Source organism: Legionella sp. 39-23, assembly GCF_001897665.1.
GTDB lineage: Bacteria > Pseudomonadota > Gammaproteobacteria > Legionellales > Legionellaceae > Legionella > Legionella steelei.
In genome coordinates, this window is record NZ_MKTO01000042.1 from 149,067 (window position 1) to 166,332 (window position 17,266).

The window sequence follows — 17,266 nt, forward strand, 5'->3', positions numbered from 1 at the left end:
GCGCAGCACCGTATCGCCGAAGCAATTCTCCTTTGTAGTAGGGTTTCTGACGAATTCTAATGATTAGAGTGATATCTTATGCTAGACATTCAATTATTACGAGATGATCCGCAATTTGTTGCGTCGCAATTACTAAAGCGGGGATTTAAGTTTGACGTTTCCTCTTTTACTGCTTTAGAGGAGAAACGTAAAACGCTGCAGGTAGCCACACAAACTTTGCAAAATGAGCGTAATTTACGTTCTAAAGCTATTGGTGAAGCAAAGTCTCGCGGTGAAGATATCGAGCCAATGCGTGAAGATATGAGCCGTCTTGCTAAGGAATTAGAAGAAAAAAAAGGTGAGCTCGATGACTTGTTACAGCAAATTGAAGCAATTGCGCTAAGATTACCTAATATACCGCACGAATCAGTTCCTGTTGGTGAAGATGAACAACATAATCAGGAAATAAGACGCTGGGGTACAATTCCTACTTTTGATTTCCCTGTTAAATCGCATGATGAGTTGGGTGAGAATTTAAACCAAATGGATTTTGCTTTGGCTGCTAAACTCACGGGTAGCCGTTTTGTAGTCATGAAAAATCAATTGGCTAGATTACATCGCGCTTTAATCCAATTTATGTTGGACATGCATACGCAACAACATGGTTATCAAGAAATTTATGTGCCTTATATGGTTAACGCAGACAGTTTGATGGGTACAGGGCAATTACCAAAATTTGAAGAAGATTTGTTTAAGTTAACTGGGGAGCAAGGATATTACTTGATTCCTACTGCAGAAATTCCTGTAACAAATACGGTTCGTGATGTGCTTTTAGATGAGAATGTCTTACCCATTCGTTATGCGTGTCATTCACCTTGTTTTCGTAGTGAAGCGGGTTCCTATGGTAAAGATACCAAAGGGATGATCCGACAACATCAGTTTGAAAAAGTTGAATTAGTTTGGATTACTAAACCCCAAGATTCTTACCATGCTTTAGAGCAATTGGTAAACCATGCAGAAACGGTTTTACAGCGTTTAGAGCTGCCTTATCGTGTTATGACCCTTTGCTCCGGAGATATGGGGCCTAGTTCAGCAAAAACTTACGATTTGGAAGTCTGGTTACCCAGCCAAAATACGTACCGAGAAATTTCATCATGTTCTAATATGGAAGCATTCCAGGCGCGCCGAATGAAAGCGCGTTACAGACAAGAGCAAACACGTGACATAGAATTGGTACATACCTTGAATGGTTCGGGTCTTGCCGTCGGTAGAACATTGGTTGCTTTGATGGAAAATTATCAAGATAAAGAAGGCAATATCCATATTCCAATGGCTTTAAGACCTTATTTAGGTGGTATCGAGTGTATTCGACGCGAAGTTTAAGGTCGAATCAAATACACACCCTCATAGAGTCGGTTATCTTGCTGCAGTGTTGACTGCAGCAAAAAGTCCAAATTTAAATCTCTTTACCTACCCATCCTAGTACTATGAGTTGTTTCACAGCAAGCTTGCACTGCCTCTTCCTTTTTATATTGAGGTATTGTTGCAAAAAAAGTGAGGCGTTGATTCATAAAAGAACTTTTTTTAGTGTCTACAGGATGTTCTGAATAGGTATTTAAATGTGTATCAATATCTTCAGTGAATACATCATCTATTTTTTCTAAATCTAACTCATTCTGTAATTCATGATGTTTGTGTTCTGGCTCATATGCGCATTTTATAAATACAGCTACTTCTTCATTGTAACGTTCTGCTAATTCGGGAGTTAATTGGTTGTGCAAAAGATCTGTATTTGGCCGTTGCCAAACCTCAGATAGAAATCCAACATATGGGGGTGTAGAGTCTTCATTGTTACTATGGTTTTTTGTAAGCTGTTGTGAGGTCTTATTGTTTAATGTGTGCTGGTGAATGGATGTAAGTTGATGCCGGAATGTTTTTTGAGTACTTGCTCGCGCATAGGCATTTTTTGGGATTGTTTTTAAAGTGCTCCTAACATGATTAATTTTGATAGCATAAGACATATCTTTTATTTTTCTAGCATTATATTCATCCGATAAGCGGCTACTAATTTTTTTGTTATCGTGTGCATTCGCCGGGTAATGTGTATCGATTTTTTTTCGGTCTAAGTTGTAGGTTTTTGCTTTTTCATTAAATTTGGCCATCAGCAGACGTTTCCTCTTTTTTTGTCTTGCTTTCTGATGCGCTTTTCTAACTAAAGCGTGCAAATGACGTAATTTCGCCTTGTAAGACGGCGTTTTGTACAATTTGGCAATGACATTAAATTGGCGTGTAACTGTTAGAAAAAATAACAGGTTGTGTTTCAATAAGAATTTGAATGCATATTTTTTTTGTTCATTTTGCTGCAGCACATCAAATTTATTCGGCTCTGCATTAATTGCTCTAAGCCATTCCAGATAAAATACGAATAGTGGATGAGTGGTTTCTGATAATTCATGCTTGTTAAAAAAAAATCGTTGCGAGTTTTGATAAGTCCTTTTTAAATGTACATCCAGTGCTAATTGAATGGCATCCATATCACTCAATTCCTGTTCGTCCAAGTTTTAAAAGTATAGTAGTTTTTGGAAAAAGTGCACTTATTTTGGTCGGAGTGATTTATTGGTTGTCTTTCAGTGGGTTAAGTTAATTTTTGACTCAATGAATATTTGTTTTATGATGTGATTTATTTGGTTAAAGAGAAATGATGCTAATTACTTCCTTGGAGCTAATGAATACCGTAGAACATTATCTATATGAGTGGTTTTCTTTTCCTAAAAGGAAAATATTTGCACAAGTAACAACGGTAATGAATCAAAAACCACATATTAGAACGATGGATCTCTACCATGTTACCCCTAAAGGTTCGTTGATTTTTTTAACTGATACGAGTTCACCCAAATGGATACATTTAAGTCATTGTCCTAATATAGGAGTTTGTATCTTGAATCCAGATTACGGGCAAATAATCGTAGAGGGAACTGCGGTATTAGATACAAGTGAGAGCAATCTTTCGTTAACCAGTTTATATTGGCAAAACTTTCTAGATGAATATTGGAGAAATTATTACTTAATAAACACCAATAAAACTGTGGATGGGATTTCTTCGTCTTTTGGTGTCCTGCAAATCATTCCAAACTTATGGCAAATTCTAGAAATTAATAAAAATGATTTTCTTAAAGGTTCGCGAATGCACTATCAGTTGCAGAATGATTTTTGGATGAAACAACAATTACCACTTTTTTAAGTGAACACTAATCTCTTGTAGAAAATATAGAAATAGGAATGTCATGGCGAACAAAGGAACATTTTATTTTTCAGTTATTCTCTACTTCATAACAATAATTTTTTCTCAGAATATATGTGCTCGTTGTTCCCTTATTGATTCTTCAAGCCACACTGTTGAGCGTGTGGATGATGCTTTAGGGCGTTTACTTCTATCTAATATGCCATGTCCGCAAAATGTTTTTGCATTGCGTCAACTGCTCAAAAATGCTGGTTTGACATTGGAAACCACCATGGTTGCAAATCGAGGATTTCATAATCCAACTCAGGGTAGTTTTAGTTTATTTGAAATGGCTTTGGGGGAGCTCAAAATATCAGATGCTCATTGGTACATTAATGCAGGTGATTTTTTCTTTGGGCATTTTACAGGAATAGGAGCAGAGGGTGATTTAATAGCGGATCAAAATCCAGAAGAAAACTCACTGATGATCGAAGCGTTTGCCTGGGATACAAAGAAAAAAGTATTTAATTTCTATGAATTACGTGGTGATGGCTCACAGGGGCAATGGTTTTATCGAGGAGATTCATCGGATATTTTTGCCGATAATGAGTTACTACATCGACAGCCCAATCCCCAGCACCCAGAGTTTGGTAATCGACTTCGTTGCTCTGGTTGTCATGGTGCTGGTGGACCCATTATGAAAGAGCTGGCTAAACCGCATAATGATTGGTGGGAACCTATTAGGAGATTGGATTTTGGTGGGCACAACCCGGATGCTTTATTGCAAGAGATTCTAGAAACATTAGTTCCTCCTGAGCATTTAGCTAAAAATGTTCTAAAAGGACTTAAAAAATTGAATCGGAGCCAAAAAGCGCGTTCATTACCGGAGCAACTCCGCCCTTTATTTTGTCCTGTTGAATTAAATTTAATGTCAGATACGGCCCCTAGCGATGAACAACGCGCCGAACTCAATATCCCGGCAGAGTTTTTTCTTGACTCAAGATTGTTGCAGACTAAAGAAAAGCAAACCATAAGGATTTCTAGAGTTTTTTATAATGCTGCATTGAATGCAGTAGGGAGTCATTTTCCTGAAACTGATTTAAACGATGCTGATCATGCCTGGCTTACCCCCGTGAAGGCTCAGTCAGATATGCTGGCAGTGGACAATCTAATAAAAAATGGGATTATTGATCAAAAATTTATGATGGATGTTTTGGATGTAGATATGACAAATCCAATATTTTCCTCAGCACGTTGTCGGCTTTTGCGTTTCCTTCCTAATGCCCTCACAGCGAATTGGCGCGAAGTGTTTAAAGAAAATCTTAACCAATCAGGGGATTGGGCTGCTAAAAGTCTACTTAAAAATCTCATGGCGTCACAACACGATGCAGCGTTTTATATGCGAAAAGCAAAGAAATATCTGCAACACTGCCAATTCAAACTGCAAAAGAGTAACAACGTACTTATGATGTATCATTTATTGGCGCAACGGCAAGCAGAGGTTCGTGCTTCTGAAATTTCATTAAATCCTCGAGGGCAAATTCTGGAACCAGGATTTCGTATTATCTTTCCAGAAAATAAAATAAGGACCACTCCAGAACGACTTAAACTTACTTTAACCTGCGAGGTAGTTGACGACATATAATTATTTCTACTAATCAATGTTCTGCAAAAAAAATCCTACCACCCCGACGATGTGATGTTGGAGGTGAGTAAACTTTACCAAACGTCCAATAAAGCCCTAAATAGCCGACTAAATGGTTTTGTCCTGCAATGCTATGTCCTGCCGTAAAAAGCAGGGAAAAATTCTTATTGAAATTATAAAAACCGCCAACATTCAAGATGACGGAGGCATTGCCATCAGCTGTTATAGCACCTTGGTAAAAAATCTCACTGCCTAACGTAAGTGATTCTTTGAGTTTTCGTTGTAACAACCAGCCTGTGTAAAAATAATTCAGCATGCCTGGCGCTGTATTAATGGCATAACCAGTACCACCATAGGTGGTCCATTTCCCCCAGCTTTTTTGTGCCCAAACAGGGAGTTTTACCCAAGGGATGCCATTACCCAAATTTTGATATACATTCCCTGACGGTAACTCAAGTAAAGGCGCAAAACCTACTTGTGGCTGCTTTGATGTTTCGCGAATGAATCGGTATTTGACCCCTACCTCAATATCCCCCAAACCATTTGCAGGCGGCGCAGCATTGGGTAAAGACCATGCATAAGGAACAATAGCATGCAACTGTAAATCATCGAGTGGGCCATAATTTATTTCTATGGCAGGAGCAAATAGGTCGGGTTCTAAAAAAAGATCATTGTTTTTATCGAAAATTGTAAACAGGAAAATTTCCCATTGTTTGGAGTTCAGGGGGACAGGATCATCGGTAAGAAAAGGGGCACCAGCAAAATTTACTTTAGAAAAAATAATGAGCATGATGCTGAGAAGCAGTGTTGATGCTTTTCTTGTTTTAAAATTTTTAAACAAGCATTTCATTTATTGTGCCTGTTATTGGTAGTTTTTCTACTAATCATTGTTTTATGTTAACCGTTCGCCTACTTGTGTCAACTTAAAGAATTGCAACTTTGAGTACAAAGAACAATTGGCATAAAGCCCTGAAAAAATAATTCAGTATGGTATTGGCTGAGTCATGTATTCATAAAAAATTTTATTCTCTTCCTATTTTATCTGCTGGATTAACATCCAATTTAATTGTAACCTTCATATTTGTTTAAACAGGTGTGTTATTAAGTATTTATGTTGCTTTAGCTTTGACTTTGTTTAGGAAAGAATATGGTTATATATGAAGTAAATTTGGCCATTGATGGAGATATTTACCCTCGGTTTCAATTATGGCTAAAAAAGCACATTAAAGAAATGCTGCAACTTCCTGGATTTATTCAAGCAAGTGTTTTAGCACCCGAAAATGAGGGAACTACGGAGCAGGAGCAATTAACTGTCCAATATCAATTAGAAAATAGAAACGCTCTCAATGTCTATTTTGCTGAGTTTGCGGTAACAATGCGTGAAGAGGGGCTTAGTCTATTTAAAAATAAATTTTCTACCCATAGAAGAATTTTTGAGGTACACACTAATTTCTTAAAATAAAAAATTTGCATGGGCAGTATGTTTTCATATAGCCTTGCAGCCTGTGCAGGAGTATTGGACTTTGTCCTTTGGATTAATATAGGATATAGAATGAGACATATAATTAAATTTGGATTTATATTAGGTTTAGCGGCGAGTAGCAACGCTTTTAGTGCAGACCCTGTTCAAGGGTTTTATTTGGGTTTACTGGGGCAACTCAGTCATGCACCAAATACAAATCTTAGTTTTTCACTCCCCGATGGGAATACTTATAATGGATCAGTTAAATTAAGCATAGTAGGTGGTGGTGTTGGCGGTTCTATAGGGTATAAAATAAGAAACTTTCGCTTAGAGGGAGAGCTCCTTTTTAATATAAATAATTACGGTTCACTTAATGTTGGTTCTTGTACTCTTATTAGTCCCGATGTGTTAGGTCCTAATGGTAACTGTTCTGCTTTTATTGAAAATACTGGTCTTGCGTTTAATGGCAACACCATGGGTTATTATGGGCTTTTTAATACGTTTTATGATTTTTTGTCCAGCGATCCAACCGTAAACTTTGTCCCTTATCTGGGGCTCGGTTTGGGAGGCGCTATGATTAAAAACCATGCTTTATTTCATAGTAATAACCAATGTATTTCCTTAGGTACTTGTTCGCCGATTGTCTCGCAAACTTTGAATACATCAAGCAATGGCTTCGCGATACAAGGTATCGTCGGATTCAATTATTATCTTGACGACTTTACTACTCTTGGCCTTGATTTTCGCTATCTTTCTACCGTCAATTTTAATAAAAATAATACCAGCGCGGTGACGAATTCAAATAACAGCAATTATGGGATCGGTACCATAAATATCACAGCAAATTTTGCTCTAGAGAAAGGTGGTGACTAGTTGTTGTTCACACGTTCTTTTTGCGATATGGACTAGTTATTATAACTCAGGGAAATCGTCATGCTAATGGAATATGATGTGATTGTTTTAGGTGGTGGCAAAGGAGGAAAAACCCTAGCTGTTAATTTAGCTAAAGCTGGGCAGCGGGTTGCGATGGTTGAAGACAACCAAATTGGTGGCACCTGCATTAATGTGGCGTGTATCCCCACAAAAACACTCGTACAATCAGCAAAAATAGCACATTATTGTCGTTCTGCAGCAGATTATGGATTAGAGGCTACTCTTGCGCCCATTGATTTTAAAGCGATTCGTGCGCGCAAGGATGCCGTAGTGCATGCGATGCGAGAGGCTAATTTAAAACAGTTTTTGGATTCAGGTATGGATCTGTTGTTGGGTCGTGGACACTTCATTGGCCCAAAGACGATTGAAGTGAGCCTATCCTCACCAAGAGATGGCCAAAAAGTATTGGAAATTACTGCGGATAAAATTTTTATTAATACTGGAGCCTTACCCTTTATACCTGCAATTCCAGGCCTTGACAAAATAAAATATTTTACCAACGACAGCTTAATGAATGTTGATAAAGTGCCTCAGCATTTGCTTATTGTTGGTGGCGGTTATATTGGTTTAGAGTTCGCTCAATTATTTCGACGCTTAGGGGCAGAGGTTACGGTAATCGAAGCAGACAGCACGTTTCTTAGTCGTGAAGATAGAGATATTGCGGAACAGGTTTTCACTACTTTAACCAAAGAGGGAGTTCATATTGCGCTGAATACTAAAATTAATAGTATTCAAGAAGAACATGGTGAAGTACTTATCCATGTTAATCAAAATGGAAAGCCCGAGCAGATTCGTGGGAGTGATGTGCTCATTGCGGTGGGGCGTACTGCGAATACGAGCGGATTAAATTTAGAGAAAACAGGTGTTGCGCTGGATGATCGTGGCTTTATTAAGGTTAATGACTATTTAGAAACAACAGCCAAAGGTATCTGGGCTTTAGGCGATGTAAAGGGTGGGGCTCAATTTACGCATTTATCTTTAGATGATTATCGGTTAGTGACGCATAATCTGCAAAATCCTCAGAATAAGCGTTCAGTTCAAGGACGGCTCATTCCTTATACAGTATTTCTCGACCCAGAACTAGCGCGTATTGGGCTAACTGAAAGCCAAGCCCTTGCTCAAGGTCATGTTGTGAAGATAGCAAAAATTCCTGCGGCGATTATTCCTAGGGCAAAAACACAAGGGGAAACAACAGGCCTTTTGAAAGCCGTAATTGATGCAAAAACAGATCATATTTTGGGTGTGTCCCTCTTCTGTGCGGAAGCAGGTGAAATTCTAGGTGTAATACAGTTGGCGATGGAATTAGGTATGCCTTATCAGAAGTTACGCGATGTAATGTTTGCCCATCCTACGTTGGTTGAGGGGATTAATCTTTGGTTTGCGTAGGGCCTAAGTCTAGCCATCAAGCTAAGGACAAAATGGCATTTTTTACAGCTATGGACCAAGACTTGCTCTCCTTAATTCAATCAAAAAAATTATAAATAAATACACATCATTTTGGTGAGTGGCTTTGGTTTTTTGGGGCTAAATCCGTTCTGCACATGTTTGCAATTAATCTCAAATATGTGCAAAAAAATACTCCGCCTATCAGGTTAAAAACACGCAGCAAGGTTCAAATTGACGCTTTTTGAGCGATAAATTTTCTTACTTATGATACCATTTTCAGTATTTTTTTAATAAAAATAGTGCAAATATAATGCAATTGGAGCTAATTTTGTAGAAAAAAGGCCAAAAAGTGTTGATTTAAATTTCATCTTATGTAAACCTTGCGCCCTATGAGTAGGAAATTAATTTACATAATAATCGGTATTAGTTGCCTTACATTTGGGGCGATTGGACTGGCACTTTATAATAAAGCTAAGGTTCATGAGACGCCGTTAAGTCTTAAAAAGGAAGTTATTAAAAAAACCGAAACGGTAAAAAAGGGCACGACAAAAGATAATACCCCACATAAGAATGCTGACAAGATAGCACATAAAAGCGCTAAAAAAATTGCGCGTCGTGCTAAAGAAGTAGCACATAAAGACGCTGAAAAAATTGCGCAAAGTGCTAAAGTAATAGCACAGCATACTAAAAAAACTGTGATTGCCAAAAAAAGCAATCGATCTACCCCTCCCCCACACAAGGTGATTGCGAAAAGCAGAAATGTTGCTTTAACCAAAGTATCTTTCGATGAATTGCCTGGTTGGGATACTGCAGATGTAAAAAAATCTTTATTGGCATTTCAGAAATCGTGTGAGACGTTCTTGAAACAATCACCATCACATACGATTAGTAGAACACAACACATCAAATTAAAAGCCCGGGATTGGCATCCGGCATGTAAAGCGGCTTTAGCTCTGGATTCGGTTTCAGATGATTCGGCAAAAGAGTTTTTTGAAAAGTGGTTTCACCCTATTGAGTTTGCACAAAAGAAACCAGTTCATGGCTTATTTACAGGCTATTATATGCCTAAAATAAAAGGAAATTTAACAAAAAGCTCTAAATACAATACGCCGATTTATGGAATGCCAAAGGGTAAATATTCAACTTCCTATACTCGGGAGCAAATTGATAATGGGGCGCTTAAGAAAAAAGCACGTGTGATCGCATGGATCCATAGTCCTGCTGAGCGGCTCTTTTTAGAGATAGAAGGTTCAGGTGTGATTCAACTGCCTGATGGTGAAAATATATATTTAGGCTACGCAGGTGAAAATGGCGCTCCATACACATCAATTGCCAAGGTTATGATTAATAGGGGGATCATGACTCGCCATAATGCATCTAAAGAGGCGATTATCCGTTATTTGGAGAAGCATCCTGAAAAAGCAAAAACGATTATCCAAAAAAATAAATCGTTTGTCTTTTTTGAGGATTTAAAGGAACCTATGGCGCTTGGCGCTCAAGGGATGGCTCTTACACCAGGTTATTCCTTAGCTGTAGATAAAAAATGGATTCCGTTGGGTGCTCCACTTTGGTTGGATACAAAACGTCCTGATAAAAAAGATCAAGAAAAAGAAAAGCAATTCCAGCGTCTCATGATTGCCCAAGATACCGGTGGTGCGATTCGTGGGTTTATGCGTGGTGATATTTACTGGGGTTCAGGTAAGCTTGCTGCATTTCTTGGTGAGCATATGAAAAATGAAGGCCATTATTGGCTCCTGCTTCCTAAACATATGTTAAATCGATTAGCCAAAAAATCACTGTAGTTCAATACAATGTTGCTGCTTATTTACATAATGGTCGCGATTTAGATACAGTGATTTCTTAGGTAACGTCATAGTTATTGCAGTTAAATAAGTGATTTTTTAAACTCAGGGTCTTCTACATGATGTTCTTCTTTTTTAAAATCACCGTTTTTTAAGCGAATATTGCTCAATGCATCAAGTACTTCTTGTCGTGCAATATTCCAATCTGTTCCTCCCTTCTCTGATCCTTGCCAAGATAATGGAATAAAACGGGGATTTATTAGGCTCTCAAACGATATGACTTCTGTGATTATATTTCCTTTATGACCATATCCAAGTTTTTTAATTTGCAGTAGTTCATGATAGTTTTTGGCACGTCCTTCAAATGGAAAAAGTCCTATGGCAGGCACATTGAAGATAACAGGTTTTTTAGATGTGATATAACCAACAAGATAAGGTCTTATAAAGGTTGTTGCTTTTCTTTTACCCTCATTGGATCCAGAACAGCGAATAGTCCCATTTTCATGAACAAAATATAAGCTTGAGCCACGTTCTCTTTTTTTGGAGTTCGTGATAAAAACTGCGGGATTATTTAGGGTTTTAGAAAAGGGATAAGAATGTTGTGTGCATTTTTTGTCTTGCATGTACTATTACTCTCTTTTATGCAAGAGAAGTGTGCTGCAAAGGGCAATAAATAGCAATCTTTTTGTATGATATATATTCAGTTTATAGAAGAAGATTGTGCTTTTCATCTGGATTAGGTGGTGCATAATTAATAGGATAAAGTTTTTTTATTTTCAGGATAATAATAGGGGGAGGATGAATCCATCCCCCAGTAAGATCACTGCTCATGAGCGGCAACCAGACATGCCTTCAGAAAGCGTTATAATCTCGCAGTTGCTCTTGGATATTCCGCTTCTGTATCATGCTCCACCTCGGCAGACAGGGGCTGTCCTGGCTGATAATCAGGCCCTAATAAACCGTTGCGCGTGGTATAGGTGGGTTGTCTCGTTGGCATAATTCGCAGGCCATGTATGTTCATGTCGACCAAAAACTGAATTAACATTTGCTTTGCAAAAGGACTCGCTGGACAACGTCTTGCTCCTGCGCCGAATGAGAATAACTCATCATCGCCGTCAAGCCACCTTTCTGGTGAAAACGTGCGACTGGGCCCCTGCATGGGTCTAAACAGAAACATCAACATCTCACCTTTCTGAAATGATACAGTCTCTCCGTTAATATTCGCCTGGAAGGGTTTGAGTACCGCTCTGGGAAAATTGGGAATAGGAGTTGCTTGCCATAATGCTTCCTGAACGACTGCCTGCACATAGGGTAAGTCTGCTATTCGTTTGTATGTAAATGGTTCATTGCCCAAAACGCGAGCAATTTCTTCGTGCATCTTCTTTACTACATCGGGTCTTTGACTGAGCACATCTAGCATATAAAACATCGTTGCTCCTACATTAGAGGAGGCGAAAATCGTTAGCGGCCCGTGTTCTCGAATAAAGCGATCATGTTCAATCAGATTACGTATAATCTTTGCTTGTGGATTGTTTTCATCAAAGTGCGTGCAGTTATCAAAATTCATCTCGGGGTGCAATTGCTCGGCACGAAATACCCCCAAATCCCAGATGTAATTATTGCCTTTGCAAATGTTGTCTAGGTTTGAATAAAGAAGTTTCTGTGCAATATCTGCCATAGCCTTGCTGGTTGCCCGAAAGTCAGATCGTAGGCCTGGATGGACCAGGCGGCTTAAAGGATCCATACTTGCTTTGGTAATTAAGCGCGTTGCATCCATGAATATTTTGTGTGTGTCTGGTGGTAACGCCGACAGATCATAAGTGCCTACAAAACATGCTGCAATGCAACCTATAGTATGCCATGCGACACTGGCATAGAGATCATCAATGCCGCCATTGGATGTCAGCTGCAGAGAGTCAAAGGTACGCTGATTGACTTGGGTGATTCGCTCAAAATTTATTGGCCCGCGAGCAATGGTATTCAAAAAAACTTTACGTGGTTCAGAAGCTGCCTGTCCATCTTCTGCGAAAAAAACTCTTCCTACCATATGTGTAAAAGGCTCGAGAATATCTCCGCGGCCAAGCTCTGGATGTTTTGTCAGCAGCTCTTTTGCAATTTTCCCATCAGTTATCATATAAAGGTTCTGTGGGCCAATGTTAATTTTGAAAAACTTTTGTTTTGTGCGTGCAGCCATCTCGTAAGAGAAAAGAGAGGGGCCCTGATCGAATAAACGTCCTAAGTTGCGCCACCCTTGTTGGTGCTGCGGTAGTACTTTAGCGGTTGTCTCTGCTTCGGATATGTTTGGCAGTACTGCATGCGGCGATGTTGCTGAATTTTGTGTTGTGTCCGTGGCATATGGACATTTTTTTGTGTTCGGTTTTTGCGGTTTAAATAATTTCATTTCCATTTTATAGATTCCCTCATCAATAATTCAAAAAAACTTAAAATCAAATGATAGCTCACTCAAGTGCTATGCTGGATTCGATGTTAATATTCTATTTAGTATTTTGTTTTTGAATATCAGAGAGACAATTTTGAGTTTTTCGAAGGAAAGGGAAATCCAATTTTCATCCATAGTTGATGGGGCTGAATTTGAGCTAAGATTTTCACTTCACGGAGATTAAAATCCATGTTCACTTACCCTTTATAATCTATTTAGCAAAATAACATGCTGACATATAAAGTTCTTCAGCAATAAAGCTATGGATGATTATATAGATATTGACTGATTTAATGTACTGGAATGCATAAAAATTTTTAATTACTTGGACTCGATAATTTTACCTAATTTATCAAGTTCTTACCGTGATTAGAGGCAAAAATAAATGAGATTAGGAAACAAAATCTCGTTTATTGTTTATATCAATAAATTTATCAATTGGTCGCATGCAATTGTAAATACTCGCCAATTAGTTTTAGAATGATTTTCACCTGTGAAAAGGATATTCAGCATGAAGCAACGCGTCTTCTTTCTTTTCTTTTTAATAAGTATTGTAAGTTTTACGGCTAATGCCGCGGGCGACTTTTTAGGAAGTTGGAATACTACTTTTGGAATTATGAAATTAGAAAGTGCTGGAGAAAATCAGCTCAAAGGCGCATATATTTTAAGTCAGCAATCGTGTCAGATTGATGGGCATCTTGAAAACAATGGCCAAAAATTTGTTTTTACTTATCGCGAGCCTCAGGCTAGTGGTAAGGGATACTTTAAACTTTCTGAAGACGGACAGAGTTTTTCAGGTTTTTGGCGTGAAAAAGGGCATAGTGATTGGCACCCCTGGAAAGGTGAGCGTTTTGCCACGAAGGAAATGAATTTTGATGGGGTTTGGAAAACAGATTATGGTGCGATGCGTTTAATCCAAAAAGATAATCAAATTGATGGCGTCTATGATCCATCAATGAATTCAACGATTCATGGCACTTTAGAAAATAATCGGTTTAATTTTACCTATAAAGAACCAAATGCCGAGGGAGAGGGATGGTTCCAATTAAATGAGGCCGGTAATGGTTTTAAAGGGAAATGGCGTGCGAAATGCAATACAGAATGGACTGATTGGCAAGGATCAAGAGTGCTTCCAATGCCTGGGATCAAATGGTTGGTCATTGTTGAAGCGCGTTGGGAGACTGCACTTGAACAACAAGAGTTTTCCTTTGGCGACATGCTTAAAAGCTTTTTCGCAAGAATATCTAATGTACAAGTTCGTCATCGATATTTTACGGGTGAAAAAAGTTTCACTAAATGGGTGCAACAAATTGCGTATCTTCCTGAACCTGTGGTTTTATCAGTAGCATCGCATGGAAGTGTTGATGGAATCACTGTCGGTGACGAAACCATTAGCGGCGAAAAAATAAGCCAGGCTCTAAGCTATGCTGTAAATTTAGAACTGTTACATTTTTCAGCCTGTTTAATGATGAAAGAAAGTGTTCCTAAAGTAATTCATGAACATATGTCACAAAACGTACAATTTCCAATTTCAGGATATACAACTGCTGTTGACTGGTCGATGAGCGCAATTATCGAATTTCTCTATTTTGACATGATTCTTTCAAGAGGAATGACACCTAAAGTAGCCGCAAACAATCTTTTAAAGGTTATTCCCTTAGCGGGCAATACTGCTTTTGAGAATGCGCCATTTGAAGCAGCAGGTTTTGTGCTCTTAGAACCTAAATGAATTAGCCTTGGCTGGGTTTAACCGCTCAGCCAGTCCATTTTTTTATCTACCCAAAACTGTATGAGATGTAATACCTTGCTCGAGTCGTGTGTATGGTAGTGACTTTTTTATTTGCCACATGCTACTCTCTCATTCCAAATGAACTGGTCTATAAAAGGATATTAACATGCTGCAATCAAGAAAATTATTGCTCGGCCTTATCCTTTTGTTCTCAGGACTGATTAATGCTTCCCCTGATTTTGGTCCTGTAGACATGGGCGAATTTTATAACACTCTGCCTAATGTCCCTTCCGAAGGCAAATTAGGTTCGTTGATCAAATATGAATCTATAGCGACTACTTTTCCTGGTATTCAGGCTTGGAAAATAGCCTATCTCTCTTCCGATGTGAATGGAAATAAAACACTAGCCACAGGTATTTTGGTGGCTCCTTTATCTGATTCTCAAAAGCCGCGCCCGGTTATGGCTTGGGCTCATGGTACAACAGGAACCGCTCAAAATTGCGGTCCATCACAAGTATTGAATCCAGCTCAGCCATTGAATCAATATTTCTTAATGAATGGTACTTCCTGGACAGATTTCGGTTTGCCCGCGATGAATGCATTCATTAAAGCAGGTTATGTGATTGTAGCGACGGATTATCAAGGACTGGGTGGCGGAGGCAAGCATCAATATGCCGTTGCAACAACCCAAGCCCAGGACGTCATTAACTCTATCAGAGCAGCCACCCAACTTAAGGAAGCTCATGCGGGTAATAGAGCTATAGTGTACGGATGGTCTCAAGGTGGCGGAGCAACTCTTGCGGTAGGAGGCATGCAGCATTATCTTAAAATTAAAAACTCCGTGAATAATCAGATTAAAATTCTCGGCTTTGTTGCTATGGCACCTTACGATATCGCTGCGACTTTTCCTGCTCAGATTAAAACAGAGCAAGAGGCCTTAGAGCATTTAAAGAATATCAGTAAGATATTTGGCACCAATGTGTTTAATTTTACTCATTATGCGCAAAATCTTTGGGGACTGGTTGCGGCATTTCCTGAGCTGAAACTGAGCGATATCCTGACTGATGAGGGGGCTGATGTCGTAAATAAACTGATGGCAAGAAAATGCATGCACGGCGCTTCCGATACGTTGAGTTTTAATTATGGGGATAGATATCAGAACTTTTTACGTTCAGATATCAAGAATGCTAATTCATGGGTAAAAGCAAACATAAAGGGTAGTGTAAACCCTATCGCCCCACTTGCTCCGGTAATCATTTATTGGGGAACAAATGATACAACCGTACCTCCCATTATGGGATCGCTTTATTTTAAGCAAATGTGCAAAATAGGTGGTCAAGTTATAAGGGTACAACTCCCTGGAAATCAAAACCACTTTACCACTCCAGCAAGTGCGGAACCTTTATATGTCCCTTGGGTTGCTGATCGTTTTGCAGAAAAGCCTGTCGAACATGTATGTACTGAGATAAAGGCGTGAGCATCGATCTAATGCCTAAAAGAGCAATTGTAAAAAATAAATCAGAAAATTATAGCCATCCTGAATTATATACAATGATTACCATTGATTGCTTTACGGGGCGAACCATTGAAACCAAACGCTATCACTACTGTTGAATTACAGAAAACTTAGAACAATGTGGTATACCTAAAGATCATATAAAAATTCTTTTGAGAGAAAGCAGCCGAGAAAATTGGGGAATTCTTGGTGGTCTCGCAGGCTGTGATGTTGATGTAGGTTATAAAGTTGAAGTTTAAAGTGTGGGTTGGTTATTGGGCTCGGCAAATCAAGAGGCCGGACAGCGCGTAGAATGTATTTGTTTCATACAATATTAGGGAGAATATAATGAGATTTAATGGAAAAACTGTACTGGTTACTGGTGGAAGTAGTGGAATTGGTTTTGCTGCCGCAAAACGAGTTACTGATGAAGGTGGACGAGTGATTATCACTGGCCGCAATCAAACGAATCTGGATGCTGCTGTAAAAAAACTTGGAAAAATGGCGCAGTTCATTGTTTCTGATGCCAGTAGTATGCGTGATATTGATGCCTTGTTCTCTTTTATTAAAAAAGATGTTGGTCTCATTGATGGACTTTTTGCCAATGCAGGCACGGTAATCTTTGAACCGGTAGAAGAAGTAACAGAAGAGCATTTCGATAGACTGATGAATATGAACGTCAAAAGTGTCTTCTTTACCCTCCAAAAAGCAATTCCACATTTGGCGGATGGTGCCTCCATTGTGGTTAATGCCTCGGTTGCTGGGAGTACAGGTCGTCCTACCTCTTCGGTTTACAGTGCGACCAAAGCGGCAGTGCGATCTATGGCTCGCACTTTTGCTGCTAGTCTTGTGGCGCGAAAAATTCGTGTCAATGCAGTCAGCCCAGGGCCAATAGATACACCACTATGGTTCGTAGAAGGAGGATTGCCTGCAAATCAGGTGAATAAGGTTTTGGAGGATATCAAGGCATCCAATCCTATGAAGCGCTTCGGATCTGCAGAAGAGGTTGCCGCGGCTGTCGCTTTCTTGCTTGCATCGGAATCATCTTATATCACAGGAAGTGAGCTCTTCGTCGATGGTGGAGTTACTCAATTATAGAGCCTTTGTACCACAGTCATTCAGTTAAAGCGCTTATCATTTTCGCGAAGAAAGGGGAGCTTCTCATTTCTATGCCA

At 39.1% G+C, this 17,266-nt stretch carries 14 protein-coding genes; 10 read left to right on the forward strand and 4 right to left on the reverse strand.

Annotated elements, in window-relative coordinates:
* The first annotated feature begins 78 nt into the window (after positions 1–78).
* A complete protein-coding gene (serS, locus tag BGO44_RS16525; RefSeq protein WP_273198253.1) occupies positions 79–1,362 on the forward strand; it encodes a serine--tRNA ligase in 1,284 nt (427 codons plus the stop codon).
* 83 nt (positions 1,363–1,445) lie between these two features.
* Here serS and BGO44_RS16530 read toward each other — a convergent pair whose 3' ends face one another.
* Positions 1,446–2,513, reverse strand: coding sequence for a hypothetical protein (locus tag BGO44_RS16530; protein WP_273198251.1), 1,068 nt, complete (start codon positions 2,511–2,513; stop codon positions 1,446–1,448).
* Between the two features lie 191 nt (positions 2,514–2,704).
* Here BGO44_RS16530 and BGO44_RS16535 point away from each other — a divergent pair, with 191 nt between their 5' ends.
* Together BGO44_RS16535 and BGO44_RS16540 are read left to right on the forward strand one after the other, a co-directional pair.
* Positions 2,705–3,220, forward strand: coding sequence for a pyridoxamine 5'-phosphate oxidase family protein (locus BGO44_RS16535; RefSeq protein WP_237760459.1), 516 nt, complete (start codon positions 2,705–2,707; stop codon positions 3,218–3,220).
* 43 nt (positions 3,221–3,263) lie between these two features.
* On the forward strand, positions 3,264–4,844 hold the full coding sequence (locus BGO44_RS16540) for a hypothetical protein (protein ID WP_058510766.1): 1,581 nt from the start codon (positions 3,264–3,266) through the stop codon (positions 4,842–4,844).
* 13 nt (positions 4,845–4,857) lie between these two features.
* Here the strand turns inward: BGO44_RS16540 and BGO44_RS16545 are convergent, their stop codons facing one another.
* A complete protein-coding gene (locus BGO44_RS16545) occupies positions 4,858–5,694 on the reverse strand; it encodes a transporter (protein ID WP_058510765.1) in 837 nt (278 codons plus the stop codon).
* A gap of 297 nt (positions 5,695–5,991) precedes the next feature.
* On the opposite strand from BGO44_RS16545, the gene BGO44_RS16550 reads away from it, so the two are divergent.
* The 4 genes from BGO44_RS16550 (at position 5,992) to mltA (ending at position 10,427) form a co-directional block, all read left to right on the forward strand.
* Positions 5,992–6,306 carry a DUF4286 family protein gene (locus BGO44_RS16550; protein WP_273198249.1) on the forward strand — a complete coding sequence of 105 codons (315 nt, stop codon included), beginning with the start codon at positions 5,992–5,994 and terminating at the stop codon, positions 6,304–6,306.
* A 90-nt stretch (positions 6,307–6,396) separates the two neighbouring features.
* Positions 6,397–7,179 carry an outer membrane beta-barrel protein gene (locus BGO44_RS16555; RefSeq protein ID WP_058510763.1) on the forward strand — a complete coding sequence of 261 codons (783 nt, stop codon included), beginning with the start codon at positions 6,397–6,399 and terminating at the stop codon, positions 7,177–7,179.
* A 60-nt stretch (positions 7,180–7,239) separates the two neighbouring features.
* Positions 7,240–8,625, forward strand: coding sequence for a mercuric reductase (locus BGO44_RS16560; RefSeq protein ID WP_058510762.1), 1,386 nt, complete (start codon positions 7,240–7,242; stop codon positions 8,623–8,625).
* Positions 8,626–9,014: 389 nt separating this feature from the next.
* Positions 9,015–10,427, forward strand: a complete 1,413-nt coding sequence (gene mltA, locus BGO44_RS16565; protein WP_237760458.1) for a murein transglycosylase A — start codon at positions 9,015–9,017, stop codon at positions 10,425–10,427.
* Between the two features lie 83 nt (positions 10,428–10,510).
* Here mltA and BGO44_RS16570 read toward each other — a convergent pair whose 3' ends face one another.
* Together BGO44_RS16570 and BGO44_RS16575 are read right to left on the reverse strand one after the other, a co-directional pair.
* Positions 10,511–11,050: a hypothetical protein gene (locus tag BGO44_RS16570; RefSeq protein WP_058510761.1), complete on the reverse strand. Its 540-nt coding sequence runs from the start codon at positions 11,048–11,050 to the stop codon at positions 10,511–10,513.
* A gap of 239 nt (positions 11,051–11,289) precedes the next feature.
* On the reverse strand, positions 11,290–12,834 hold the full coding sequence (locus BGO44_RS16575) for a cytochrome P450 (protein WP_273198246.1): 1,545 nt from the start codon (positions 12,832–12,834) through the stop codon (positions 11,290–11,292).
* Positions 12,835–13,378: 544 nt separating this feature from the next.
* On the opposite strand from BGO44_RS16575, the gene BGO44_RS16580 reads away from it, so the two are divergent.
* The 3 genes from BGO44_RS16580 (at position 13,379) to BGO44_RS16590 (ending at position 17,189) form a co-directional block, all read left to right on the forward strand.
* Positions 13,379–14,596 carry a hypothetical protein gene (locus BGO44_RS16580; protein WP_273198244.1) on the forward strand — a complete coding sequence of 406 codons (1,218 nt, stop codon included), beginning with the start codon at positions 13,379–13,381 and terminating at the stop codon, positions 14,594–14,596.
* A gap of 166 nt (positions 14,597–14,762) precedes the next feature.
* On the forward strand, positions 14,763–16,073 hold the full coding sequence (locus BGO44_RS16585) for an alpha/beta fold hydrolase (protein WP_273198243.1): 1,311 nt from the start codon (positions 14,763–14,765) through the stop codon (positions 16,071–16,073).
* 366 nt (positions 16,074–16,439) lie between these two features.
* Positions 16,440–17,189 (forward strand): SDR family oxidoreductase, encoded by a 750-nt coding sequence (locus BGO44_RS16590; protein WP_058510758.1) that lies wholly within the window; start codon positions 16,440–16,442, stop codon positions 17,187–17,189.
* Positions 17,190–17,266 lie beyond the last annotated feature (77 nt).